This window comes from Maritimibacter sp. 55A14, assembly GCF_003122205.1.
GTDB lineage: Bacteria > Pseudomonadota > Alphaproteobacteria > Rhodobacterales > Rhodobacteraceae > QEYE01.
The window spans coordinates 202,506-223,960 of sequence record NZ_QEYE01000001.1 but is presented as its reverse complement, the minus strand read 5'-3'; the positions used below and the strand labels follow the sequence as shown (position 1 = coordinate 223,960).

Sequence of the window (21,455 nt, the reverse complement as noted above, 5' to 3'; positions counted from 1 at the left end):
GATGGACGGAAATATCATGCAGGAGGGGGCCGCGGCCCCCTTCTACCTCGCCCAGGGCGACGAGTGCGACATCTTCGCGGCCGCCCATGTCAATGGCCTGCCGCTGCTGCTCAAGGGACCCACCGGCTGCGGCAAGACCCGGTTCGTGGCCCACATGGCCGCGCGCCTCGGCCGGCGGCTCTATACCGTGGCCTGTCACGACGATCTGTCGGCGGCGGATCTGATCGGGCGCTACCTGCTCAAGGGCGGCGAAACCGTCTGGGTGGACGGCCCGTTGACCCGTGCGGTCCGCGAGGGCGCAATCTGCTATCTCGACGAGGTGGTGGAGGCCCGCAAGGACGTGACCGTGGTGCTGCATCCCTTGACCGACGACCGGCGCAGCCTGCCTATCGACCGCACCGGCGAGGAGTTGCAGGCCGCCCCCGGCTTCATGCTGGTGGCCTCCTACAACCCCGGTTACCAGAATATTCTCAAGACGCTGAAACCCTCCACCCGCCAGCGCTTCCTGTCGCTGGAATTCGGCTTCCCCGAACCGGGCCAGGAAATCGCCGTCGTCGCCGCCGAAAGCGGCTTGGCCGAGGCGCGCGTTGCGCCGCTGGTGCGGCTTGCGGGCAAGCTCAGGGCGCTGCGCGGCCAGGATCTGGAGGAAGGCGTCTCCACCCGGCTCATCGTATACTGCGCCACGCTCATCCATCAGGGGATGGACGTGGACCGCGCGGTTCGCGCCGCGATGATCGAGCCGCTCAGCGACGACGAGGATGTGAAACGCGGGCTCCTTGATCTCGTCACCGCCGTTTTCGGGTGAGGCCGGCGATGGGCGGGATCGATCTCGAGCCATGGGAACCCGAGGAAACTGTCGGGAAACTGTGGCATGCCTTCGCCAGCCGCCTCGATGCGCCCGAGACGCATGAGGAGGCCGCGGTCGATCTCTCCGAGATCGGCGGGCGGCTGGCGGTCTTCTTTCGCGGCCTGGGCGGCGCCGGGTCGGTGGAGATCCGGCCCGCCGCCGCCGAGGTCAGCACGCATCGCCTGACGCAGCGCCGCCGTCTGGGCGTGGCCGAGGAGCGGTTGGCGCGCGCCAGTTTCGACGGCGCCGCGCTGCGCCTGCCGCCGCGCCTGACGGTCTTTCCCATGCGTGCCGCCAATGGGGCGCTCTATCTGTGGCTGGCGGCGATGGCCGCGCGGGCCGGGGCGCCCGCCGCTCTGCCCGCCGATCCGCTGGCCCGCGACCTGGCCGCGTTGCGCGCCGCGCGCGCGGCGACGCGGGCGGTGCTGGAGGACTGTCCGGGCCTGACGGGACTTCATAGCGAGCTCTGCGGCGCCTTGCGCGCGGGTCGGCCCCGGCGCGCCTTGCCGGCCATTGAAGCCGGGGTCGAGGGGGTGATCCTGCATCTTCTGGGCGCGGAACGGCCCCGGACGGGCGAGGGCGCGCGGCTCTGGTTCGCGCTGGAAGACGCCGAGGCGGGGGAGGTGCCGTGCGCGCCGCGCGGCTACCGCACGTTCCTGCCGGTGCCGCTCTGGCCCGATCTGCGCCCCTTCGAGCATGGCGCGCGCCCCGATGCGTCGGGCGAGGCACCGGACGGGGCGCCCGAGGCCGCGGAGGAGGCGCTCCAGAAGAAGGCGCGCCGCCGAAAGGCCGACGGACCGGAACGGCGCGACAGCCTGATCCTGCACAAGTTCGAGGCGATCCTGAGCTTCGCGGAATTCCTGAACCTCAACCGCCGGGTCGATGACGACGATCCCGGCAACGCGCAGAAAGCCGCGCGGGACGCCGACGAGATCGCCCTGGCGCAGATCTCCAAAGCCCCCGCCGCACGGTTAAAGCTGCATCTCGACCTTGCCCCGCAAGAGGCTGACCTGGAACGGATTTCCGGTATCCATGTCTACCCGGAATGGGATGCGCGGGCGGGCTGTTATCTGGCCGGCCATGCGCGGGTGCTCGACAGCCCGGCCGAGGCGCTGGAAACCCCGCCGCCGCCCGATCCGCGTGCCGCGCGGCGCATCCGCGCGGTGCGCCGTCAGTTCGAGGCACTGCGCCCCGCGCGGGTCATGCTGCCCGGACAGCCAGATGGCGAGGAGATCGACCTGGATGCCGCGGTGCGCGCCCGTGCCGACCTGCTGGCCACCGGGCAGGGCTCAGGTTGCATCTGGCGCGCCGCGCGGCACGAGGCGCGTGATCTGGCGGTGTCGATCCTGCTCGACATCTCGCGCTCCACCGAAAGCGCGGTGACCGGCCGCGCAGTGATCGACATCGAGCGCGAGGCGCTGGTGGCGCTGGCCTGGGGGCTCAGCGCGGCGGGCGACGATTGCGCGATCTCGGCCTTCAACTCGCTCAGGCGGGACCGCGTCTGGCTGCGCCGCGTCAAAGGGTTCGGCGAGCCGATGGGCCCGGCTGTGGAGGCCCGCATCGCGGCGCTGCGGCCGGGCCATTACACGCGGCTGGGGGCAGCGCTGCGCCATGTCTCGGCCGGGCTCACGCGTGAGGCGCGCCGCCGCCGCCTGCTTCTGGTCATCACCGACGGGAAGCCCAACGATCTGGACCATTACGAAGGGCGCCACGGCATCGAGGACAGCCGCATGGCGGTGCGCGAGGCGCGCCGCGCGGGCCATGCTGTCCACGCCGTGACCATCGACAGCCGCTCCAAGGCCTGGTTCGGGCGCATCTTCGGGCGCGGCGGCTTCTCGGTCGTGGCCCATCCCGACCGGCTGACCCAGGCGCTGCCCGAAATCTACCGCCACCTGGTGGCTTGATGGCCGTCCCCGCCGACGCGGAGCCGGCCTGGCGGTGCGGCATCACCTTTGTGATCGGGGTCCGTCTGCTGCTTCCTGCCGGTCTCGAACCCGCGCCGCTGCTATGAGGCTTATGGCGCGAAGGCCGCGGCGAGGTCGCCCAGATCGAATTCCGCCTGCGCCCGCGCGCGGCCCTCGGGCGACATCTTGCGCGCGGTCCTGGCGGCGATGCGGGCCACCGCCGCCCTGTCGTGCCGGGCGGCGAAATCGGCAAAATACCAGCGCAGGAAGACCAAGCAGGCCACGTCCTCGAGCATCTGCACATCGGCGTCGCGCTTGATGCCTTCCTTGCGCAGCAACTGGCCCGCGCGCGCCTGGTCTTCGGCGTCGTAGCCCGCATCCTCCATCAGCCCGGCCACGCGCCCGGCATGGGCGGCGGCCTGCGCGCGCCGCCAGGCGAGATAGCCATCTCGGCCCTCGGGGAAGTCCGTGCGGGGCAGCTTCCAGCGCTCGATATGCTGGCCACGCACCGCGATCTGCAAAACCTCCGGCGGATCGGTCGCGACCCCGGCCAGTTCCGCGGACATCCGCCGACCGTAGAGCAGCGCGGCGGGCGCTTCGCCCGCGCCATCGGGTTCCAGCGTCGGGTCCGCGGCATTGGCGGCGTCGATCGCCTCCAGCACGGTGCGCAGGCGGGCGCTCATCTCGCCCGGCTCCAGGCCTCGGCGCGGTCCTGTTCGGCATAGTCGCGCAGCCGTTCGACATCCGCGATCGCAGCGCGCTCGCGGCTGATCTGAACGCCGGCGCCCTTGAGCCTCCCGAAGGCGCGGCTGAGGCTTTCGGGCTTCATGCCCAGCCGACCCGCCAGCAGTACCTTGTCGAAAGGCAGCGTCACGGTGCAGGCGCCGGTCTCCACCGGGCAGAGCTCCAGCATGAATTCGGCCACGCGCTGCGCGCCGGAGCGCGCCTTGAGCTGCTCGATCTGGCGCACCAGCTCCTGCAGGTGGCGGAAGGTTGCGGCCAGCATCGCGGTGCAGATCTCCGGCCGCGAACGCATCATCTCGAGCACGATGTCGGCGCGGATTTGCAGCAGCCTGCAATCGGAGACCGCCTCCGCCGTCACCGGGTAGGCGTCGTTGCGGAAGGCCACCGCCTCGCCGAAACTGTCGCCGGACTTGAAGACCCCGACCACCGCCTCGCTGCCGTTCTGGGCGATCCGGTAGAGCTTGATCCAGCCTTCCAGCACCACGAAGACGCTGTGGGCGTGCTCCTCCTGCACGAAGATCGTCTCGCCGCGCGCGAACTCGCGCACATGGGCGCGGCCCATCAACTGGTCGGCGATATCCGGCGGAATCGTTCCCAGAAGGATCGACCTGCGGGCCGTCGTCTCGTCGGATTTGCTGAGCATGCGATCCCTCCCTTGCCCGAGTGTCGGGGCAATGGACGCGAAATGCAACGCGGTTCGCCGGGGCGACCGAACCGGATCAGATCATCAGATCGAAACTCCGGCTGAGCGGCAATTCCCGTGCGCGGGTGCCGGTGAGATCGAAAAGCGCATTGGCCAGCGCGGGCATCGAGGGCGGCGTGCCGGGTTCGCCCACACCGCCCATGCGCGCGTTGTTTTCAAGCACGCGCACCTCCACCGCGGGGGCGGTGTGCATGCGCAGCGCCTCGTAATCGGGGAAATTGCCCTGATCGACGCGGCCGCCGGTGAAGGTGATCTCGCCGTAAGCCGCCGCGGAAAGGCCGTAAATCAGCCCCGAGGTCATCTGCGCGCGGATGTTGCGCGGGTCGAGCGCGAGCCCCGGATCGCAGGCGATCCAGGCATTTGCGATGCGGATGCCGTCGGGGCTGTCGCGGACCTCGACGACCTGTGCCACCGCGGTGCCGAAGGAATAGCAGAAGGCCACGCCGCGGCCCACGCCCGCAGGCGTGTTGCCGGTCCAGCCGGACATCTCGCGCACCGCCTCCAGCACCTTGGCCGAGGGCGCGTGTTCGGGGCGGATCAGCTCCAGCCGGAACTCCAGCGGGTCGCGGCCCGCCGCATGAGCCAGCTCGTCGATGAAGCTTTCGTGGAAGAAGCCGTTGAGCGAGAAGCCGACCGAGCGCCAGAAGCCGATCGGCACGTCGAGATCGGCCAGATGCCCATCGATCCGGTAATTCGGGATCGCGTAGGGCTGGTCGAAGGCCCCGTCCACGTGCGACTTGTCGGGGCCCGGCGCGGCGATTCCGGCCATGCGGTAGCCCGCCTGCCGGGTGACCGAGGGCGCCGCGATGGCGCCGGCCAGCGCCGTCGCGGTGCCGCCCTCGACCTTGCCGCGGAACCGCGCCACGCCGGCGGGCCGGTAGAAGTCGTGGCGCATGTCCTCCTCGCGGGTCCATGTGACCTTGACCGGGCGTCCCGGCATGGCCGCCGCGATGCGCGCGGCATATGTGGAGAAATCGGTCTCTCCGCGCCGCCCGAACCCGCCGCCCAGGAAGGTCGTGTGGACGGTGACGGCGGCGCGCTCCAGCCCGACGGCAGCGGCGCATTTCTCGGCCGTGATGACCGGGGCCTGGTTGCCGCACCAGATCTCCAGTCGGCCGTCCTGCATCCGCGCGGTGGCGTTCATCGGCTCCATCGTGGCATGGGCGAGCCACGGCGCGCGATACTCGGCCTCCACCAGCGTGCCCGGCGCGGCCTCCACATCGCCATCGCCGCGCAGGGTGGAGTTGGGCGCCTCGTCGAGTGCGGTGGCGATCACGTCGAACTGCTCGGCCGTGCTGGCGGGGTAGGGGGCGGGACCCCAGTCGATCTCCACCGCCTCGGCGGCCTGGAAGGCCAGCCAGGTGTTGCTGGCCACGACCGCGATGCCGGTGCCAAGGTCGATCACCTCGATCACGCCGGGCATGGCGCGCGCGGCGGTGGCGTCGAAGCCTTTCATGCCACCGCCCAGATGCGGGGTCATCCGCACCGTGGCGAAGACCATGTCCGGCAGCCGGACGTCGATGCCGAACTCCGCGGTGCCCGTGGCCTTGGCCTCCATGTCGAGGCGCGGCATGTCGCGGCCCAGATAGCGCCATTCGGCGGCCGGGCGCAGCGCGGGCGCCCGCGGCGGCTCGATCCCGGCGGCGTCCGCGGCCAGGTCGGTATAGGCCAGGCGGGTGCCGTCGGGCGCGACGACATGGCCCGCCTCGGTCCTCAGGTCGGAGGCGGGCAGGTCCAGCCGCCGCGCCGCGGCCTCGGTCAGCACGATGCGCGCCGCGGCGCCCGCATGGCGCATCTTCTCGAACCCGTCGATCATCGCGGTCGATCCGCCGGTGACCTGAAGCCCCATGAGCTTGCCCAGCACGTCGGTCGCGTCCGCCACGCTTTCCTTCCAGCCGCTGCGCGCGTAGTCGCGGAAGGGCAGGCCCGCGGCCAGGATCGCGCCGTTATAGTAGCTCTTGGACGCCGGGCCGTGCATGATGCGGATATCCTGCCAGTCCAGGTCCAGTTCCTCGGCCACCATCGCGGCCAGGGTGGTCTGGGTGCCCTGTCCCATCTCGGCGCGCGGGGTGACGATGGTCACGCCCTCGGCGTCGATGACGAGCCATGGGTTGAGCGCCACCGCGTCGCCTTCGGGCGCGAGCGGGTTGGCGACCGGCTTGCGGTCCTGCCAGACCATGAAGGCCACGCCGCCCGCGACGGCGGCGGCGGTGACGAGGAAGCCGCGGCGGGTGATCTTGCCCAGTTTAGACATCTCAGGCCCCCTTCATCGCCTGTGCGGCGGTCTTGATCGCGGCGCGGATGCGCGGATAGGTGCCGCAGCGGCAGAGATTGCCGGCCATCGCCTCGTCGATCTCGGCATCGGTGGGGTCGGGATTTTGCGACAGCAGCGCCGCGGCCTGCATGATCTGGCCGGACTGGCAATAGCCGCATTGCGCGACCTGGTGTTCGACCCAGGCGGTCTGGATCGCGGCCAGCGCGCCGGGGCGGCCGAGCCCCTCGATCGTGGTGACCGGCCCCCGGACATCGGAAATGGGTAACTGGCAGGCGCGCGCGGCCTCGCCGTCCACGTGCACCGTGCAGGCGCCGCAGGCGGCGATGCCGCAGCCGAATTTCGTGCCCGTCAGCCCCAGCCCGTCGCGCAGCGCCCAGAGCAGCGGCACCTCGCCCGGCAGGTCGATCTCCTGCGTCTCGCCGTTGATGGTCAGTCTGTGGGCCATGGCAGCCTCCCTGAAATCCGAACCGTTCGGTTCAGATTGTAGCAGCCGTGGCACGAAAGGAAAGCGCCGTATGCAGCCTGCGGCGGGTGCGGGCGGGGGCCAGCCCCCGCACCCCCAGGGATATTTGGAGCAAGAAGAAGGGGGCGGGGGGTGCAGGTCAGCCGCCGTCGGGCGGGGCGAGGCATTTTTCCATGCGGAAATTCGTCAGCGCGACGCCGTTTCGGATGACGCTCTGGCGCGCGGCGACCTGCCAGCCGTGGCGCAGGAAGAAGGACCGCGCGAGATGGCTCGCGGCGGTATCGAGCACGGGCAGGCCGCGGGCGCGGGCCTCGGCCTCCAGCCGGGCATAGAGCGCGTCGGCCACGCCGCGTCCCATCGCCTCGGGCGCGACATAGGCCAGATCGAGATGGCCGTCGCGGGCCAGCGTCATGAACCCCGCCAGCCGGTGGCGGTGAAAGGCCAGCCAGGTGATATGCGCGCCGAGCCGCGCGGGCCAGTCCGCGGGCATTTCCCGGTCCGGCGCCCAGGCGCGGCGTTCCTCGGCCGAATAGGCGGCGGCGGCGCCTTTATGCACGGCGCGCCGAAAGAGCGCATAGGCGGGCGCTGCGTCGGCGGGGCGGTATCTGCGCAGGCGCATCGGGCTCAGGTCTCGCCGCCGGCGATCCCGATGGCCTGGCCGTTCACACTCCCGGAGCCGGGACCGCAGAGCCAGAGCGCGGCGCGGGCGATCTCGTCGGGGGCGATCAGCCGGCCGTGCGCGTTCCGGGCGATCATGGCGGCGCGGGCCTCGGTCTCGGTCAGGCCGGTGCGTATGGCAATGGAGGCGCTGTTGCGGGTCACGATATCGGTATCCACATAGCCCGGGCAGAGCGCGTTGAAGGTGATCGGGCCGCCTGCGTAATCCGCCGCGAGCCCGCGGATCAGCCCGACCATGCCGTGCTTGGAGGCGCTGTAGGCGGCGGCGCCTTTCAGCCCGCGCAGCCCGGCGATGGAACTGACCGCGATGACCCGCCCCCAATCGCCGCCACGCATCGTGCGCAGGCTCTCGCGAATCGACAGGAACGCGCCATCGAGATTGGTGGCCATGATCCGGCGCCAGTCCGCGAGCCCGGTCTTGTGGATCGCGGCGCCCTCGGCGATGCCGGCATTTGCGACATGGATCGCGACCGGGCCGCGCGCGGCGACTGCGGCGGCGGTGGCGGCGGCGACGCTGGTCTCGTCGGTGACGTCCATGACCTGCGGGTGCAGGCCCGTGCCTGCCGCTGCCAGGGCCTCGAGCGCCCCGGCGCGCCGCCCGGTGACGGTCACCTCGGCCCCGGCCTCTGCGAGCGCGCGCGCGATCGCGGCGCCTATACCGCTGCCACCACCGGTGACAAGCGCGTGCCGCCCGTCGAGAAACCCGCCCTCCATGATCGTCCTTTCCGTTGCTTCCGCGCGCCCATGCTGGCGCGATGCGCGGCCTGCCGCAAGGGGCACTGGACGCGGGCGGCGTTCTGTCGGACAGTCGGCACGAAGATGCGTTTCGGAGCGCCTGCCATTGAGACTGATCAGACCGTTCGATCTGCCGCCCGTCTGGCTTGCCGGCTTCGCCGCGCTGGTCTGGGCGCAGGGCCGGATCCTGGGCGTCGGGCTGCCGGGGCCATGGGCGGCCGTGATGGGCTGGGCGCTGATCTGCGGTGGCGTCGGGCTGATGGGGCTGGCAGGGTTAGAGTTTCTGCGCCACCGCACCACGATCGTGCCGCGCCAGAGGCCGCGCGACCTGATCGACACGGGCGTGTATCGCGTCACGCGCAATCCGATCTATCTGGGAGACACACTGGTGCTTGCGGGGCTCTGTTTTCTGTGGGACGCGCTGCCGTCGCTGGTGCTTGTCCCCGTCTTCGGCGCGGTGATCTCGCGCCGCTTCATCCGCGGGGAAGAGCGCGGCCTGATCGAGAATTTCGGACCCGCGGCGGAGGCGTATATGGCGCGGGTGCACCGCTGGTTATGATTGTCGCATGCCACGAAGGTGACTGTTGCCGCGGCGCCAAAACACGTTTAAAGAGGCCTGCCCCGGCATTTCCGGGGCCAAAAACGACCATTTCGGGGAAGATGGGAGAGAATTGACGTGAAAATCGGGACACCCAAGGAAGTTGCGAAGGGCGAGGCGCGGGTCGCCATGACGCCGGACTCGGCGCTTCAATTGCAGAAGCTGGGTTTTGATTGTGCGATCGAGGCGGGCGCGGGCACCGCGGCGGGATTCTCGGACGCGGCCTACAAGGAGGCGGGCGTCGAGATCATCAAGACGCCGGCGGCGCTCTGGAAGGCCTGCGACGTGGTGGCGAAAGTGCAGCCGCCGACCGACACCGAGGCCAAGCGCCTGCGCGAGGGGCAGTTGCTGATCTCCTTCTTCTGGCCGGCCCAGAACGAGACGCTTCTCGAATTGTGCAAGTCGCGCAGCGCCAGCGTGATCGCGATGGACATGGTGCCCCGGATCTCGCGCGCCCAGAAGATGGACGCGCTGAGCTCGATGGCCAATATCGCGGGCTATCGCGCGGTGATCGAGGCGAGCAACAATTTCGGCCGTTTCTTCACCGGCCAGATCACCGCCGCGGGCAAGGTGCCGCCGGCCAGGGTCCTGATCGTCGGCGCGGGCGTCGCGGGGCTGGCCGCGATCGGCACCTCCACGAGCCTGGGCGCGGTCACGCTGGCCTTCGACGTCCGCCCCGAAGTGGCCGAGCAGGTCGAGAGCATGGGCGCCGAATTCGTCTATCTCGATTTCGAGGAGGAGCAGCAGGACGGGTCCTCGACCGGCGGTTATGCCTCGGTCTCGTCCCCCGAGTTCCGCGAGGCGCAGCTTGCCAAGTTCCGCGAACTGGCGCCGGAGGTCGATATCCTCATCACCACCGCGCTGATCCCCAACCGTGAGGCGCCGGAACTCTGGACCGAGGACATGGTGAAATCCATGAAGCGCGGTTCGGTCATCGTCGATCTGGCGGCCGAGAAGGGCGGCAATTGCAAGCTGACGGTCAAGGACGACAAGATCGTCACCGACAATGGCGTGACGATCATCGGTTACACCGATTTCCCCAGCCGGATGGCAACGCAGTCCTCGACGCTCTACGCCACGAATGTCCGCCACATGATGACCGACCTGACGCCCGAAAAGGACGGCAAGGTCGTGCATGACATGGAGGACGACGTGATCCGCGGCGCCACGGTGACCCATGCGGGCGAGATTACCTTCCCGCCGCCGCCGCCCAAGGTGCAGGCCATCGCCGCGGCCCCCAAGAAGGAGCCGGCGAAGGTGCCGACGCCTCAGGAAAAGCGCGCGCAGGAGCTCGCCGCCTTCCGGGCCGACACCCGCCGGCAGGTCGGGATGCTGGCCGCGGGCGGTGTGCTGATGCTGCTGCTGGGGCAGGTCGCCCCGCCCAGCTTCATGCAGCATTTCATCGTCTTCGTGCTGGCCTGTTTCATCGGTTTCCAGGTGATCTGGAACGTCAGCCACGCGCTGCACACGCCGCTCATGTCGGTGACCAACGCGATCTCGGGCATCATCGTGCTGGGCGCGGTGCTGCAGATCGGCTCGGGCGGCGCGCTGGTCGTGATCCTGGCCGCGATCTCGGTCCTGATCGCGTCGATCAACATTGTCGGGGGCTTCCTGGTCACGCGCCGGATGCTCGCGATGTTCCAGAAATCCTGAGCGGCGGGAGAGCGCGATGTTCGGACAGGAATTCGTCACCGCCGCAGCCATTGCGGCCAGTGTTCTCTTCATCCTTTCGCTGGGGGGGCTGAGCAATCAGGAAAGCGCCAAGCGCGCGGTCTGGTACGGGATCGTCGGCATGGGTGTGGCCGTGGTCTTCACCGCCTTCGGGCCGGGGATCGGGAAATTCTGGCTGATGATCCCGATGATGGCACTGGGCGCCGTGATCGGCGCCATCGTGGCCAAGCGGGTCGCCATGACGGAGATGCCGCAGCTCGTGGCCGCGCTGCATTCCTTCGTGGGTCTCGCGGCGGTCTTCGTGGGCTTCAACGCCGAGATGGAACGTCTGCGCGTCGCGGCGGCCAAGGCCGCGGGCGCGGGCGGCGAGGGCTTCTCGGCCTTCGCCGCGACGGTGGCCAAGAAGACCCCGGCCGAGATCACCTTCCTGCAGATCGAGGTGGTGCTGGGCGTCTTCATCGGCGCTGTGACCTTCACCGGCTCGGTCGTGGCTTTCGGCAAGCTGGCGGGCAAGATCGACGGCAAGCCCACGCAATACCCCGGCGGCCACGCGCTCAATGCGCTGTCACTGGCGGCCTGTGTGGTACTGGCGATCGGCTATTTCAGCGGCGCGGGCATGTGGACGCTGATCCTGATCGCGGCCTTCGCCTTCTTCATCGGCTGGCACCTGATCATGGGCATCGGCGGGGCCGACATGCCGGTTGTGGTGTCGATGCTGAACTCCTATTCGGGCTGGGCCGCGGCGGCCATCGGCTTCACGCTCAGCAACGACCTGCTGATCGTGACCGGCGCGCTGGTGGGCTCGTCGGGTGCGATCCTGAGCTACATCATGTGCAAGGCGATGAACCGCAAGTTCGTCAATGTGATCCTGGGCGGCTTCGGCGGCAGCACGGGCCCGGCGGCGGATATCGAGGGCGAGCAGGTCGCCATCGAGGCCGACGGCGTCGCGCAGGCGCTGGAGGAGGCCGACAGCGTGATCATCGTTCCGGGCTACGGGATGGCCGTGGCGCAGGCGCAGCAGTCGGTCAGCGAACTGACCCGCAAGCTGCGCGCCAAGGGCAAGAAGGTGCGGTTCGCCATCCATCCCGTCGCGGGCCGCCTGCCGGGGCATATGAACGTGCTGCTGGCCGAGGCCAAGGTGCCCTATGACATCGTGCTGGAGATGGACGAGATCAACGGCGATTTCCCGGACACCGACGTAGCGATCATCATCGGCTCCAACGACATCGTCAATCCGGCGGCGCAGGACGATCCCAACAGCCCCATCGCCGGAATGCCGGTGCTGGAGGTCTGGAAAGCCAAGACCGTCTTCGTCTCCAAGCGCGGGCAGGGTACGGGCTATTCAGGCATCGAGAACCCGCTCTTCTTCAAGGAGAACACGCGGATGTATTACGGCGACGCGAAGGCGTCGCTGGACAAGCTTCTGTCGCTTATCGAATAGGCACGGGGCGACAAACCGACGGATAGAAGCCCCGGCCAGAATGCCGGGGCTTCGTCATTTCAGGGGGCTCCGGTATACAGTTCCATGCCGACCGGACCCGCCCCCCGCGCAGAGACAACAGGAGAGCCCGAGCGTGACCCCGATCGAAGACTATCCCCGGCGCTACGCGCTGTCGCAGGAGCTTCACGCGCGGCCCTTCCCGGTGCTCGCGGCGCCGTGCCACGCGGTCTTCCTGGCCATCAAGCGGGCCGAGAACGCCGCCGGGCGCGACCGCGGGCAGGACCGCGCGCATCTGATCGCGCTTCTCGACAGGTTCGGCTCCAGCCATCCGGGGCCGGAGGCCACGCATTACTTCGGACAGCTCGGCCGGCACCGGGTCAAATGGGAATGCCATACCGAGTTCATGACCTACACGGTCTTCGTGGAGGGCACCAAGGATGCGCCCTTCGACCCCGCGGCCTTCGAGGTCTTCCCCGAGGACTGGCTGGAACATGCGCCGGGAAAGCGGCTGGTCTCGGCCCTGGTGCGGGTGGAGGTCCATGACGGCGACGAGGATGCGATCGCGCGGCGTATCGCGGAATGGTTCGAGGCCGAAAGCCTGGCCATCAGCCGGGTGCTCGACGGCTCGGCGGTGATCGCCACGGATTTCCGCATCGACGCGACCGGCCACAGCCGCATCGCCGTCTTCGTGCCCGCGACCACGGGGCAGCGGCGGATCGGCCGCGTGGTGCAGCGCCTGACCGAGATCGAGACCTACAAGACCATGTCGATGCTGGGCCTTCCGGTGGCGCGCGATTTGGGCGGGCGCATGAACGGGCTGGAGGAGCGCCTTGCGGAACTGGTGGACAGCCTCTCGGCGCATGAGGCGGAGGCTGAGGAGGCGCTGCACGCGCTTTTGGAGGTCTCGGCCGAACTGGAGCACATGGCGGCACGCCACGGCTACCGCTTCGCCGCGACCGAAGCCTATTCGGCGATCGTCGGCCAGCGCATCGAGGTGCTGCGCGAGGCGCGATTCCAGGGCCGCCAGACCTTCCGCGAATTCATGATGCGCCGCTTCGACCCGGCGATACGCACCTGCGCTTCGGCCCGCGACCGGCTGACCAACCTGACCGAACGCGCGGCGCGGGCGGCCGATCTGCTCCGGACGCGGGTGGATGTGGAACGCTCGGCGCAGAACCAGAAGCTGCTGGAAAGCATGGACCGGCGCGCTGACGCGCAACTGCGCCTGCAAAAGACGGTGGAGGGGCTGTCGGTGGTGGCGGTCAGCTACTACGCGGTGAACCTGGCCAGCTATGTCGTGGCGCCCTTCGCGAAAGGTGCGGTCGGGCTCGACAAGCCGGGGGTCACGGCGGTCCTGACGCTGCCGGTGGTGCTGGTCGTCTGGCTGATCGTGCGGCGCATCCGCAAGGCAGTCCACTGAAAGAACGCCTGGACGTGAGTGCTTGACGGGGCGTGGGGGGCGACCCACTCTCTGCCCAAGGGGTGAAAGGAACCGAACCATGCCGATCAAGAACCGCCTGGCGGAGATGCATGACGAAATCACCGAATGGCGGCGCGACCTGCACGCCAATCCCGAACTGCTGTTCGAGACGCACCGCACCGCGGGGATCGTGGCCGAGAAGCTGCGCGGCTTCGGGTGCGACGAGGTGGTGACGGGCATCGGCCGCGTCGGCGTCGTGGGCGTGATCCGCGGCCGCAGCGACCGCTCGGGCAAGGTGGTGGGGCTACGCGCCGACATGGACGCGCTGCCCATCGAGGAGGCGACCGGGCTGCCCTATGCCTCCACCGTGCAGGGAATGATGCATGCCTGCGGTCATGACGGGCACACGGCGATGCTGCTGGGGGCGGCGAAATACCTGGCCGAGACGCGCAATTTCGACGGCACCGCCGTGGTGATCTTCCAGCCCGCCGAGGAAGGCGGCGGCGGCGGGCGCGAGATGGTCGAGGACGGGCTGATGGAGCGTTTCAGCATCCAGGAGGTTTATGGCATGCACAACTGGCCGGGGCTGGAGCTGGGCCGTTTCGCGATCCGGCCCGGGCCGTTCTTTGCCGCCACCGACCAGTTCGAGATCACGCTCAACGGCAAGGGCGGGCATGCCGCCAAGCCGCATGAGACGATCGACCCCACGCTGGCGGCCAGCCACCTGGTTCTGGCGCTGCAATCCATCGCCAGCCGCAACGTGGACCCGACCGAGCAGGTCGTGGTCTCGATCACCAGTTTCCAGACCTCCTCGACCGCCTTCAACGTGATCCCGGCGCGGGTGCATCTGAAGGGCACAATCCGCTCGCTCGACGAAGGCGTGCGCGCGCAGGCCGCCGAGCGGCTCCGCGCCATCGCCGAGGGCACCGCGGCCACGTTCGGCGCGGTCGCGGAGGTGAATTACATGCCGGGCTACCCGGTGATGCGCAATGCCGAGGCGCAGACCGCGTTTGCCGCCGAGGTGGCGCGCAAGGTCGCGGGCGACTGCGGCGAGGCGCCGCTGATCATGGGGGGCGAGGATTTCGCATACATGCTCAACGCCCGGCCCGGCGCCTATATCCTGGTGGGTAACGGACCGGGGGCGATGGTCCATCACCCGGAATACAACTTCAACGACGAGGCGATCCCCGCCGGCGCGTCCTGGTGGGCGGAGATCGTCGAGACGGCGATGCCCGCGTGAGGCCCCCGCGCCCCCGCGGCGCCCCCATGCCGGGAGCAGGAGATGAGCGTCGGCCCCCACCCGGCCACCCCCTCGAGGGGGCGGAGCGCAATCGGCATGTGACAAGTGCGCGGCGGCCGAGGATTGACCCCGGCGCGGCGCGCTAGTAGCGGAAGGGCCATGGCACGCGCACCGCTTCTCCAGCTTTCGGACATTTCGCTCACCTTCGGGGGCGAGCCGCTCTTCGCCGGGCTCGACCTGGTGGTGCAGCCCGGCGACCGGGTGGCGCTGGTGGGCCGCAACGGCTCGGGCAAGTCCACGCTGATGAAGATCATGGCCGGGCTCGTGGAGCCCGATACCGGCGCGCGGGTGCTCTCGCCCGGAACCTCGGTGGGCTACATGGAGCAGCATCCCAACCTCGCAGGCTTCGCCACGCTGGGTGATTTCGCCGCCGCCGGGCTGGAGCCGGGCGAGACCTACCGGGTGGAGATGGCTGCCGAAGGGCTGAAATTCGACCCCGCGACGGATACGGCGACGGCCTCGGGCGGGGAGCGGCGGCGCGCGGCGCTGGCGCGGTTGCTGGCGGAGGCGCCGGAGCTGATGCTGCTCGACGAACCCACCAACCATCTGGATATCGAGGGGATCACCTGGCTCGAGGCGCAGCTTGCCGAGACCCGGCGCGCCTTCGTGCTGATCTCGCATGACCGGGCGTTTCTCAAGGCGCTGACGCGCGCCACGCTCTGGATCGACAGGGGAGCGGTACGCCGGCGCGAGGCGGGGTTCGAGGGGTTCGAGGACTGGCGCGACAAGCTCTGGGCCGAGGAAGACGAGAACCGCCACAAGCTGGAGCGCAGGATCAAGTCCGAGGCCCGCTGGGCGGTGGAGGGCATCAGCGCGCGGCGCAAGCGCAACCAGGGGCGCCTGCGGGCGCTCCGGGACATGCGCGCCGAACGTGCCGCGATGATCGCCCGGCAGGGCGCTGCGGCGATGGCGCTGGAGGCGGGCCCCCGGAGCGGCAAGCGGGTGATCGAGGCGCGCGGCATCTCGAAACGGTTCGGGGAGCACGTGATCCTGCGCGACTTCTCGATCCGCATCCGGCGCGGCGAGCGGGTGGCGCTGGTCGGCCCCAACGGCGCCGGCAAGACCACGCTCCTGAAGCTGCTGACCGGCGAGATGGCACCCGATACCGGATCGGTGGAACTGGGCACGAATCTCGGAATCGCGGTCTTCGACCAGAACCGCGCCGCGCTCGACCCCGACGCCACGCTCTGGGAGAGCCTGACCGGCGACAAGGCGATGCGGGTGGCGGGCAAGGCCGATCAGGTGATGGTGCGCGGCCAGCCGCGCCATGTGGTGGGATATCTGAAGGATTTTCTCTTCGACGAGCGCCAGGCGCGGGCGCCGGTGCGCGCGCTCTCGGGCGGCGAGAAGGCGCGGCTCCTGCTGGCGCGGATCATGGCCGCCGAAAGCAATCTGCTGGTCCTCGACGAGCCGACCAACGATCTGGACGTGGAGACGCTCGACCTGCTTCAGGATATCCTGGGCGACTATCCCGGCACCGTGCTTCTGGTCAGCCACGACCGCGATTTCCTGGACCGCGTCGCCACCACGACCGTGGCGATGGAGGGCGACGGGCGTGCCACGGTCTATGCCGGCGGCTGGAGTGACTACCGCGCGCAGCGCGGCGCGCCGGACGAACCTGGCCCGGCTCCGGCCGAGAAGCCGAAACGTCCGCGTCCGGAGAAACGCGCCGGGAAGTCCGGGCTCAGCTATACCGAGCAGCACCGGCTGGAGCGTCTGCCGGATGAGATCGCGCGGCTTGAGGCGGAGATCGCGAAACTGGAGGCGGTCCTGTCGGATCCGGACCTCTACCGGCGTGAGCCTGCGAAATTCGGCAAGGCAACCGAGGCGCTGGCACAGCGACAGGAGGCGCTCGCCAAAGCCGAGGAGGACTGGCTGACCCTGGCCGAGAAAGCCGAATGCGCATGATCCAGGTCAAGGCCCCGCCGCGGCGCGGGCGTCAGAATGGGCCGGTGGGCCGGAAGGGAGATGCGAGATGCTGAGAGTGATGCTGATCTGCGGGCTCGCCCTGGCCGCGCCGGCCCGCGCGCAGGATGCGGCGCGGGAGGATCCGGGGGCGGCGGCCTTCGCGACCCATTGCGCGGCCTGCCACGGCGCAGATGGCCAGGGCGACGGGCCGATGGCGCAGTTGCTGACCGTCGAAGTCCCGGACCTGACGCGGCTGACGGCGCGCAATGGCGGGGCCTTTCCGATGCGCGAGGTGGTGCACCAGATCGACGGGCGTGCCACGCGCGCGGGGCATGGCGGGCCGATGCCGGTCTTCGGCGCGCTTCTGGAAGGGCGTCCGGGCGTGCTCGACAGCCCGGATGGGACGGTGATCTTCACCCGCGGGGTCATCCTTTCGTTGGCCTATTACCTGGAGAGTATCCAGCGCTGAACCGCGGGCCGCATTTTTGCGCTCTTGGCGCTTGACGGGGCGGGCGGGCGGTCATAGAAGGCTCCCCACGTCCGGGCGCCGCCCGACGGCAGTGAGCGGTTGTAGCTCAGTTGGTTAGAGTACCGGCCTGTCACGCCGGGGGTCGCGGGTTCGAGCCCCGTCAACCGCGCCACCACTGCCCGTCCCAGGTCCCCGCATACGGAAATGCGGTTGTAGCTCAGTTGGTTAGAGTACCGGCCTGTCACGCCGGGGGTCGCGGGTTCGAGCCCCGTCAACCGCGCCATTCCGCGAAGATCATCCCAGGGATTTGCCACGGCGCGCGGGATCCGTCCCGTGGCGAGGGGGGCGCTGCCCCCGCCGCGCCTTGCGGCGCGCCTCCCCCGGAATATTTTGGGCAAGAAGAAGGGGGAGCGAGGCGGCTCAGGCGTCGCAGATGCGATCGAGCATGCGGGCCCAGCTGCGGATACCCTTGTGGAAGGATTCCAGGTCGTATTTTTCGTTGGGCGAATGCAGCGCGTCGTCGTCGCGGGCAAATCCGGCCAGGAGCGCGTCCATGCCCAGGATGTCCTTGAAGTAGCCGGCAATGGGGATCGAGCCGCCGCAGCCCACGAAGGCCGCCGGGTTCGGCCATTCCTCGGTCAGGGCTTGGCGGGCGGCCTCGAATGCGGGATTTTCGGTGGCCATCCGGCTGGCCGGGGAGGCGCCGTGAGCCTCGAACGTCACGCCGCAATCGGCCGGAAGCTGCGCGCGCACCCAGTCGCGGAAGTTCTTGCGGATCGCGTGGGGGTCCTGCGCGCCCACCAGCCGGAAACTGACCTTGGCGGCGGCCTGCGACGGTAGCACCGTCTTGAAACCCGCGCCGATATAGCCCGACCACATGCCGTTGATCTCGGCTGTGGGGCGCGACCAGATCATCTCGAGCCCGGTGCGGTCCGCCTCGCCGGCTGGATCCGAGAGCCCCACACCGCCCAGGAACGCGCCCGCGTCGAAGCCCAGCCCCTGCCACTGCGCGGCGATCTCCTCGGGCAGCTCCGGAACGCCGTCGTAGAAACCCGGCACCGTCACCCGGCCCGTGTCGTCATGCAGCCCCGCCAGGATGCGCGCCAGCACCCGCGCGGGGTTCATTGCGATGCCGCCATACATGCCCGAATGCAGGTCCTTGTCGGGGCCGGTGATCGTCAGTTCCTCGCCCACCAGGCCGCGCAGCATGGTCACGATCGCCGGCGTGTCATGGCCGAAGAGCCCGGTGTCGCAGATCAGCGCCAGATCGGCCGAAAGCTCGTCCCGGTTCTCCTTCATGAAGGGGATGAGCGAAGGCGAACCCGACTCCTCCTCGCCCTCCAGGAAGACCGTGATCCGGCAGGGCAGGCGGCCATGTTCGGCCTTCCAGGCGCGGCAGGCCTCGATGAAGGTCATGAGCGGCCCCTTGTCGTCCGATGCCCCGCGCCCGCGGATCACCGTGCCGGCCGGCGTCGCCTCCAGCGCCGGGTCGAAGGGATCGCGCCGCCACAGGTCCAGCGGATCGACCGGCTGCACGTCGTAATGGCCGTAGAAGAGCAGATGCGGCCCCGGCCCGCCGCAATGCGCCACCACCATCGGATGGCCTGGCGTTGCCCGCTTGGAGGCGTCGAAGCCGAGGCTTTCCAGGTCAGCCACGAGCCAGTCCGCGGCGGCCTCGCAATCGGGCTTGTGGGCCGGATCGGTGGAGATCGAGGGGATGCGCATGAGCTCCAGCAGCCGCCCTGTCGCGGCGTCCAGATCGGCGTCGATGCGGGCGAGGGTTTTTTCCAGCGGCATGGGCGGGCTCCTTGTCTCCAACGGCGGGGCGGAGCCTAGCAGCGGGCGCGCCGGTGTCCAGCCATCCGCGCGCCTAGGCGCGCCGCGTGATCCAGCCGCCGCCCAGAACGCGGCTCGATCCGGTCTCGTAGAAGACGCAGGCCTGGCCGGGGGCGACGCCTTCCTCGGGGTTGAGCAGTTCCACCACCGCGCCGCCGGCGGCGGGGCGCAGGATCGCCTCGCGCGGCGGGCGGGTGGAGCGGACTTTCACCGAAAGATGCCATTCGGCGCGGGATCCGATCGGCGTGGCGCCCAGCCAGTTGATCTCGCGCAGGGGGACGTGGCGGGTGCTCAGCGCATCCTTCGGTCCGACCACGACCTGCCGCGCCTCGGGGTCGAGCCGCACCACGTAGAGCGGCTCGGCCAGCCCGCCGATCCCCAGGCCCCGGCGCTGGCCGATCGTGTAGCGGATCACGCCATCGTGGCAGCCTAGCATCCGTCCATCCATGTCCACGATCTCGCCCGGCTCGCCCGCGCCGGGGCGCAGCTTCTCGATCACATTCGCGTAATCGCCATCGGGCACGAAGCAGATATCCTGGCTGTCGGGTTTGTCGGCCACGCTCAGCCCGTATTTCGCCGCCAGCTTGCGCGTGGCCTCCTTCGACGGCAGGTGGCCCAGCGGAAAGCGCAGATAATCGAGTTGCTCGGGCGTCGTGGAGAAGAGGAAATAGGACTGATCGCGGTTCGCATCCGTGGCGCAGTGCAGTTCGGGACCGTTGGCACCCATCTTGCGCTGAATGTAATGTCCGGTGGCCATGCAATCGGCCTCCAGATCGCGCGCGGTCTCCAGCAGGTCTCGGAACTTCACCCGTTCGTTGCAGCGGATGCAGGGCACAGGCGTGGCGCCGGCCAGGTAACTGTCGGCGAACTCGTCTATCACCGCCTCGCGGAACATGTCCTCGTAATCGAGCACGTAATGGGGAAAGCCCATCGTCTCGGCCACGCGGCGGGCATCGTGGATATCGCGCCCCGCGCAGCAGGCGCCCTTGCGGGCCAGCGCCGCGCCGTGATCGTAAAGCTGGAGCGTGACACCGACCACGTCATAGCCTCCCTCGGCGAGTTGCGCGGCCACGACGGAACTGTCCACGCCGCCAGACATCGCCACGACGACGCGCGTGTCGCGCTCGGGCTTGGCGAATCCAAGCGAGTTCAGCGGGTGGGGTCGGCTGTCGAGTGGCATCGGGGCCTCCGAAGGGAAGATGCGCAGGAATATAGGAAAATGCGCGGTATTCTCAAGATCCGGTTTCACCCCGCGTTAAGCTGCGGCACGCAGGGTTTCCCCCGCGAGCGGTTGCAAGGGGTGAGACCATGTATATCAGACGGATGGCGGGGCCAAGCTCCGTCCGCCTGCCCGATGGCAGCCGGATGTTCCGATCCGACCTCCCCGTGCCCGCGACGCGGCGCTGGGTGGCCAGTCGCAAGGCGGCCGTTGCGCGGGCGGTGATCTATGGGCTGCTGAGCGATGCGGAAGCCCGCGAAATCTATGAGTTGTCGGAGGAAGAACTGGAGGGCTGGAAACGTGCAATCGAGTTGCATGGCGAACGGGCGCTGAAGGCCACATCGGTGCAGCGGTATAGACAACCCTGAGTTGCTGTTTTTAATTCTTGTTCTATGGTAACGAGTGATTAACCAATGTCGTGTTTCGTTAACGGGACACGAAATCAGAGTGGAGACCCGTTATGCGCGTACTTCTGGTCGAGGACGATCCGACAACTTCACGTAGTATCGAGATGATGCTGTCGAATGCCAATCTCAACGTCTACGCGACCGACCTGGGGGAGGAAGGGATCGACCTGGCGAAGCTTTACGACTACGACCTGATCCTGCTTGACCTGAACCTGCCGGACATGGACGGACATGAAGTGCTGCGCCAGCTCCGCATGGCGCGGGTGGAGACGCCAATCCTGATCCTGACCGGCAGCGACGACACCGAAAACAAGCTCAAGGGCTTCGGCTTCGGCGCCGACGATTACCTGACCAAGCCCTTCCACCGTGAGGAGCTTGTGGCGCGCATCCACGCGATCATCCGCCGCTCCAAGGGCCATTCACAGTCGATCATCCGCACAGGCCGGATCGCGGTCAATCTCGACGCCAAGACGGTGGAGGTCGATGGCCAGCCGGTGCACCTGACCGGCAAGGAGTACCAGATGCTGGAACTTCTGTCGCTGCGCAAGGGCACGACGCTGACCAAGGAGATGTTCCTCAACCATCTCTATGGCGGCATGGATGAGCCGGAGCTCAAGATCATCGACGTCTTCATCTGCAAACTGCGCAAGAAGCTCTGCCAGGCGACCGGCGGCGACAATCATATCGAGACGGTCTGGGGCCGCGGATATGTGCTGCGCGAGCCCGAGAAGGAATTCGAATCCGCCCCGGCGGCGCTGGCCGAAACCGCCTGACACGACCCTCCGCCGCGGCGCCTGGCGGCGCGGCAAATCCTTGATGCGGCTTCCACCCCGCTCT

The 21,455-nt window shown here is 69.0% G+C and carries 19 protein-coding genes and 2 tRNA genes; 13 read left to right on the top strand and 8 right to left on the bottom strand.

The genetic code is table 11. The features are described 5' to 3' along the window. Position 1 precedes the first annotated feature (1 nt). Together DDZ14_RS01095 and DDZ14_RS01090 are read left to right on the top strand one after the other, a co-directional pair. Complete coding sequence (locus tag DDZ14_RS01095; protein WP_109423090.1) at positions 2–805, top strand: CbbQ/NirQ/NorQ/GpvN family protein; 804 nt, start codon at positions 2–4, stop codon at positions 803–805. Positions 806–813: 8 nt separating this feature from the next. After that, entirely contained in the window at positions 814–2,751 is a 1,938-nt protein-coding gene (locus tag DDZ14_RS01090) for a nitric oxide reductase activation protein NorD (RefSeq protein WP_109423089.1), read from the top strand. A gap of 110 nt (positions 2,752–2,861) precedes the next feature. Here the strand turns inward: DDZ14_RS01090 and DDZ14_RS01085 are convergent, their stop codons facing one another. The 6 genes from DDZ14_RS01085 to DDZ14_RS01060 form a co-directional block, all read right to left on the bottom strand. Continuing rightward, complete coding sequence (locus tag DDZ14_RS01085; protein ID WP_109423088.1) at positions 2,862–3,434, bottom strand: DUF4202 domain-containing protein; 573 nt, start codon at positions 3,432–3,434, stop codon at positions 2,862–2,864. Beyond that, entirely contained in the window at positions 3,431–4,138 is a 708-nt protein-coding gene (locus tag DDZ14_RS01080) for a Crp/Fnr family transcriptional regulator (RefSeq protein ID WP_109423087.1), read from the bottom strand. The genes DDZ14_RS01085 and DDZ14_RS01080 overlap by 4 nt, the downstream gene beginning before the upstream one ends. 76 nt (positions 4,139–4,214) lie before the next feature. Beyond that, on the bottom strand, positions 4,215–6,452 hold the full coding sequence (locus DDZ14_RS01075) for a xanthine dehydrogenase family protein molybdopterin-binding subunit (protein WP_109423086.1): 2,238 nt from the start codon (positions 6,450–6,452) through the stop codon (positions 4,215–4,217). A 1-nt stretch (position 6,453) separates the two neighbouring features. After that, positions 6,454–6,918 carry a (2Fe-2S)-binding protein gene (locus tag DDZ14_RS01070; RefSeq protein WP_109423085.1) on the bottom strand — a complete coding sequence of 155 codons (465 nt, stop codon included), beginning with the start codon at positions 6,916–6,918 and terminating at the stop codon, positions 6,454–6,456. 157 nt (positions 6,919–7,075) lie between these two features. Further along, on the bottom strand, positions 7,076–7,555 hold the full coding sequence (locus tag DDZ14_RS01065; protein ID WP_109423084.1) for a GNAT family N-acetyltransferase: 480 nt from the start codon (positions 7,553–7,555) through the stop codon (positions 7,076–7,078). A 5-nt stretch (positions 7,556–7,560) separates the two neighbouring features. Continuing rightward, the gene (locus DDZ14_RS01060; protein ID WP_109423083.1) at positions 7,561–8,328 is read right to left on the bottom strand and encodes an SDR family NAD(P)-dependent oxidoreductase; all 768 of its coding nucleotides are present in this window, start codon (positions 8,326–8,328) and stop codon (positions 7,561–7,563) included. Positions 8,329–8,455: 127 nt separating this feature from the next. Between DDZ14_RS01060 and DDZ14_RS01055 the strand changes: the two genes are divergently transcribed. The 9 genes from DDZ14_RS01055 to DDZ14_RS01015 all read left to right on the top strand — a co-directional run bounded on the left by DDZ14_RS01055 (position 8,456) and on the right by DDZ14_RS01015 (position 17,439). After that, a complete protein-coding gene (locus tag DDZ14_RS01055; RefSeq protein WP_233252426.1) occupies positions 8,456–8,908 on the top strand; it encodes an isoprenylcysteine carboxylmethyltransferase family protein in 453 nt (150 codons plus the stop codon). Between the two features lie 117 nt (positions 8,909–9,025). Then, positions 9,026–10,600 carry a Re/Si-specific NAD(P)(+) transhydrogenase subunit alpha gene (locus DDZ14_RS01050; RefSeq protein WP_109423081.1) on the top strand — a complete coding sequence of 525 codons (1,575 nt, stop codon included), beginning with the start codon at positions 9,026–9,028 and terminating at the stop codon, positions 10,598–10,600. Positions 10,601–10,616: 16 nt separating this feature from the next. Further along, entirely contained in the window at positions 10,617–12,059 is a 1,443-nt protein-coding gene (locus DDZ14_RS01045) for an NAD(P)(+) transhydrogenase (Re/Si-specific) subunit beta (RefSeq protein WP_109423080.1), read from the top strand. Positions 12,060–12,192: 133 nt separating this feature from the next. Continuing rightward, complete coding sequence (locus DDZ14_RS01040) at positions 12,193–13,479, top strand: DUF3422 family protein (protein WP_109423079.1); 1,287 nt, start codon at positions 12,193–12,195, stop codon at positions 13,477–13,479. Between the two features lie 79 nt (positions 13,480–13,558). Continuing rightward, on the top strand, positions 13,559–14,719 hold the full coding sequence (locus DDZ14_RS01035; protein ID WP_109423078.1) for a M20 aminoacylase family protein: 1,161 nt from the start codon (positions 13,559–13,561) through the stop codon (positions 14,717–14,719). A 159-nt stretch (positions 14,720–14,878) separates the two neighbouring features. Next, on the top strand, positions 14,879–16,687 hold the full coding sequence (locus tag DDZ14_RS01030) for an ABC-F family ATP-binding cassette domain-containing protein (RefSeq protein ID WP_109423077.1): 1,809 nt from the start codon (positions 14,879–14,881) through the stop codon (positions 16,685–16,687). A 67-nt stretch (positions 16,688–16,754) separates the two neighbouring features. Further along, positions 16,755–17,156: a c-type cytochrome gene (locus DDZ14_RS01025; RefSeq protein ID WP_109423076.1), complete on the top strand. Its 402-nt coding sequence runs from the start codon at positions 16,755–16,757 to the stop codon at positions 17,154–17,156. A gap of 95 nt (positions 17,157–17,251) precedes the next feature. Continuing rightward, positions 17,252–17,328 (top strand) — tRNA-Asp (locus tag DDZ14_RS01020). A 34-nt stretch (positions 17,329–17,362) separates the two neighbouring features. Continuing rightward, a tRNA-Asp gene (locus DDZ14_RS01015) sits at positions 17,363–17,439 on the top strand. 137 nt (positions 17,440–17,576) lie between these two features. Here DDZ14_RS01015 and DDZ14_RS01010 read toward each other — a convergent pair. Together DDZ14_RS01010 and mnmA are read right to left on the bottom strand one after the other, a co-directional pair. After that, positions 17,577–18,953, bottom strand: coding sequence for a M20/M25/M40 family metallo-hydrolase (locus tag DDZ14_RS01010; protein WP_109423075.1), 1,377 nt, complete (start codon positions 18,951–18,953; stop codon positions 17,577–17,579). Positions 18,954–19,026: 73 nt separating this feature from the next. Continuing rightward, a complete protein-coding gene (gene mnmA, locus DDZ14_RS01005; RefSeq protein ID WP_109423074.1) occupies positions 19,027–20,172 on the bottom strand; it encodes a tRNA 2-thiouridine(34) synthase MnmA in 1,146 nt (381 codons plus the stop codon). Positions 20,173–20,300: 128 nt separating this feature from the next. Here mnmA and DDZ14_RS01000 point away from each other — a divergent pair, with 128 nt between their 5' ends. Further along, a complete protein-coding gene (locus tag DDZ14_RS01000) occupies positions 20,301–20,579 on the top strand; it encodes a DUF1153 domain-containing protein (protein WP_109423073.1) in 279 nt (92 codons plus the stop codon). Between the two features lie 92 nt (positions 20,580–20,671). After that, complete coding sequence (ctrA, locus tag DDZ14_RS00995) at positions 20,672–21,391, top strand: response regulator transcription factor CtrA (protein ID WP_109423072.1); 720 nt, start codon at positions 20,672–20,674, stop codon at positions 21,389–21,391. Positions 21,392–21,455: the final 64 nt, after the last annotated feature.

Bases quoted from the DNA above. Each gene is read 5' to 3' on its own strand.
- DDZ14_RS01065 (WP_109423084.1), bottom strand. From the start codon at position 7,555: ATGCGCCTGCGCAGATACCGCCCCGCCGACGCAGCGCCCGCCTATGCG.
- DDZ14_RS01070 (WP_109423085.1), bottom strand. From the start codon at position 6,918: ATGGCCCACAGACTGACCATCAACGGCGAGACGCAGGAGATCGACCTG.
- DDZ14_RS01010 (WP_109423075.1), bottom strand. From the start codon at position 18,953: ATGCCGCTGGAAAAAACCCTCGCCCGCATCGACGCCGATCTGGACGCC.
- DDZ14_RS01060 (WP_109423083.1), bottom strand. From the start codon at position 8,328: ATGGAGGGCGGGTTTCTCGACGGGCGGCACGCGCTTGTCACCGGTGGT.
- DDZ14_RS01045 (WP_109423080.1), top strand. From the start codon at position 10,617: ATGTTCGGACAGGAATTCGTCACCGCCGCAGCCATTGCGGCCAGTGTT.
- DDZ14_RS01025 (WP_109423076.1), top strand. From the start codon at position 16,755: ATGCTGAGAGTGATGCTGATCTGCGGGCTCGCCCTGGCCGCGCCGGCC.
- DDZ14_RS01075 (WP_109423086.1), bottom strand. From the start codon at position 6,452: ATGTCTAAACTGGGCAAGATCACCCGCCGCGGCTTCCTCGTCACCGCC.
- DDZ14_RS01085 (WP_109423088.1), bottom strand. From the start codon at position 3,434: ATGAGCGCCCGCCTGCGCACCGTGCTGGAGGCGATCGACGCCGCCAAT.
- mnmA (WP_109423074.1), bottom strand. From the start codon at position 20,172: ATGCCACTCGACAGCCGACCCCACCCGCTGAACTCGCTTGGATTCGCC.
- DDZ14_RS01090 (WP_109423089.1), top strand. From the start codon at position 814: ATGGGCGGGATCGATCTCGAGCCATGGGAACCCGAGGAAACTGTCGGG.
- DDZ14_RS01080 (WP_109423087.1), bottom strand. From the start codon at position 4,138: ATGCTCAGCAAATCCGACGAGACGACGGCCCGCAGGTCGATCCTTCTG.
- DDZ14_RS01030 (WP_109423077.1), top strand. From the start codon at position 14,879: ATGGCACGCGCACCGCTTCTCCAGCTTTCGGACATTTCGCTCACCTTC.
- DDZ14_RS01035 (WP_109423078.1), top strand. From the start codon at position 13,559: ATGCCGATCAAGAACCGCCTGGCGGAGATGCATGACGAAATCACCGAA.
- DDZ14_RS01095 (WP_109423090.1), top strand. From the start codon at position 2: ATGGACGGAAATATCATGCAGGAGGGGGCCGCGGCCCCCTTCTACCTC.
- DDZ14_RS01000 (WP_109423073.1), top strand. From the start codon at position 20,301: ATGTATATCAGACGGATGGCGGGGCCAAGCTCCGTCCGCCTGCCCGAT.
- ctrA (WP_109423072.1), top strand. From the start codon at position 20,672: ATGCGCGTACTTCTGGTCGAGGACGATCCGACAACTTCACGTAGTATC.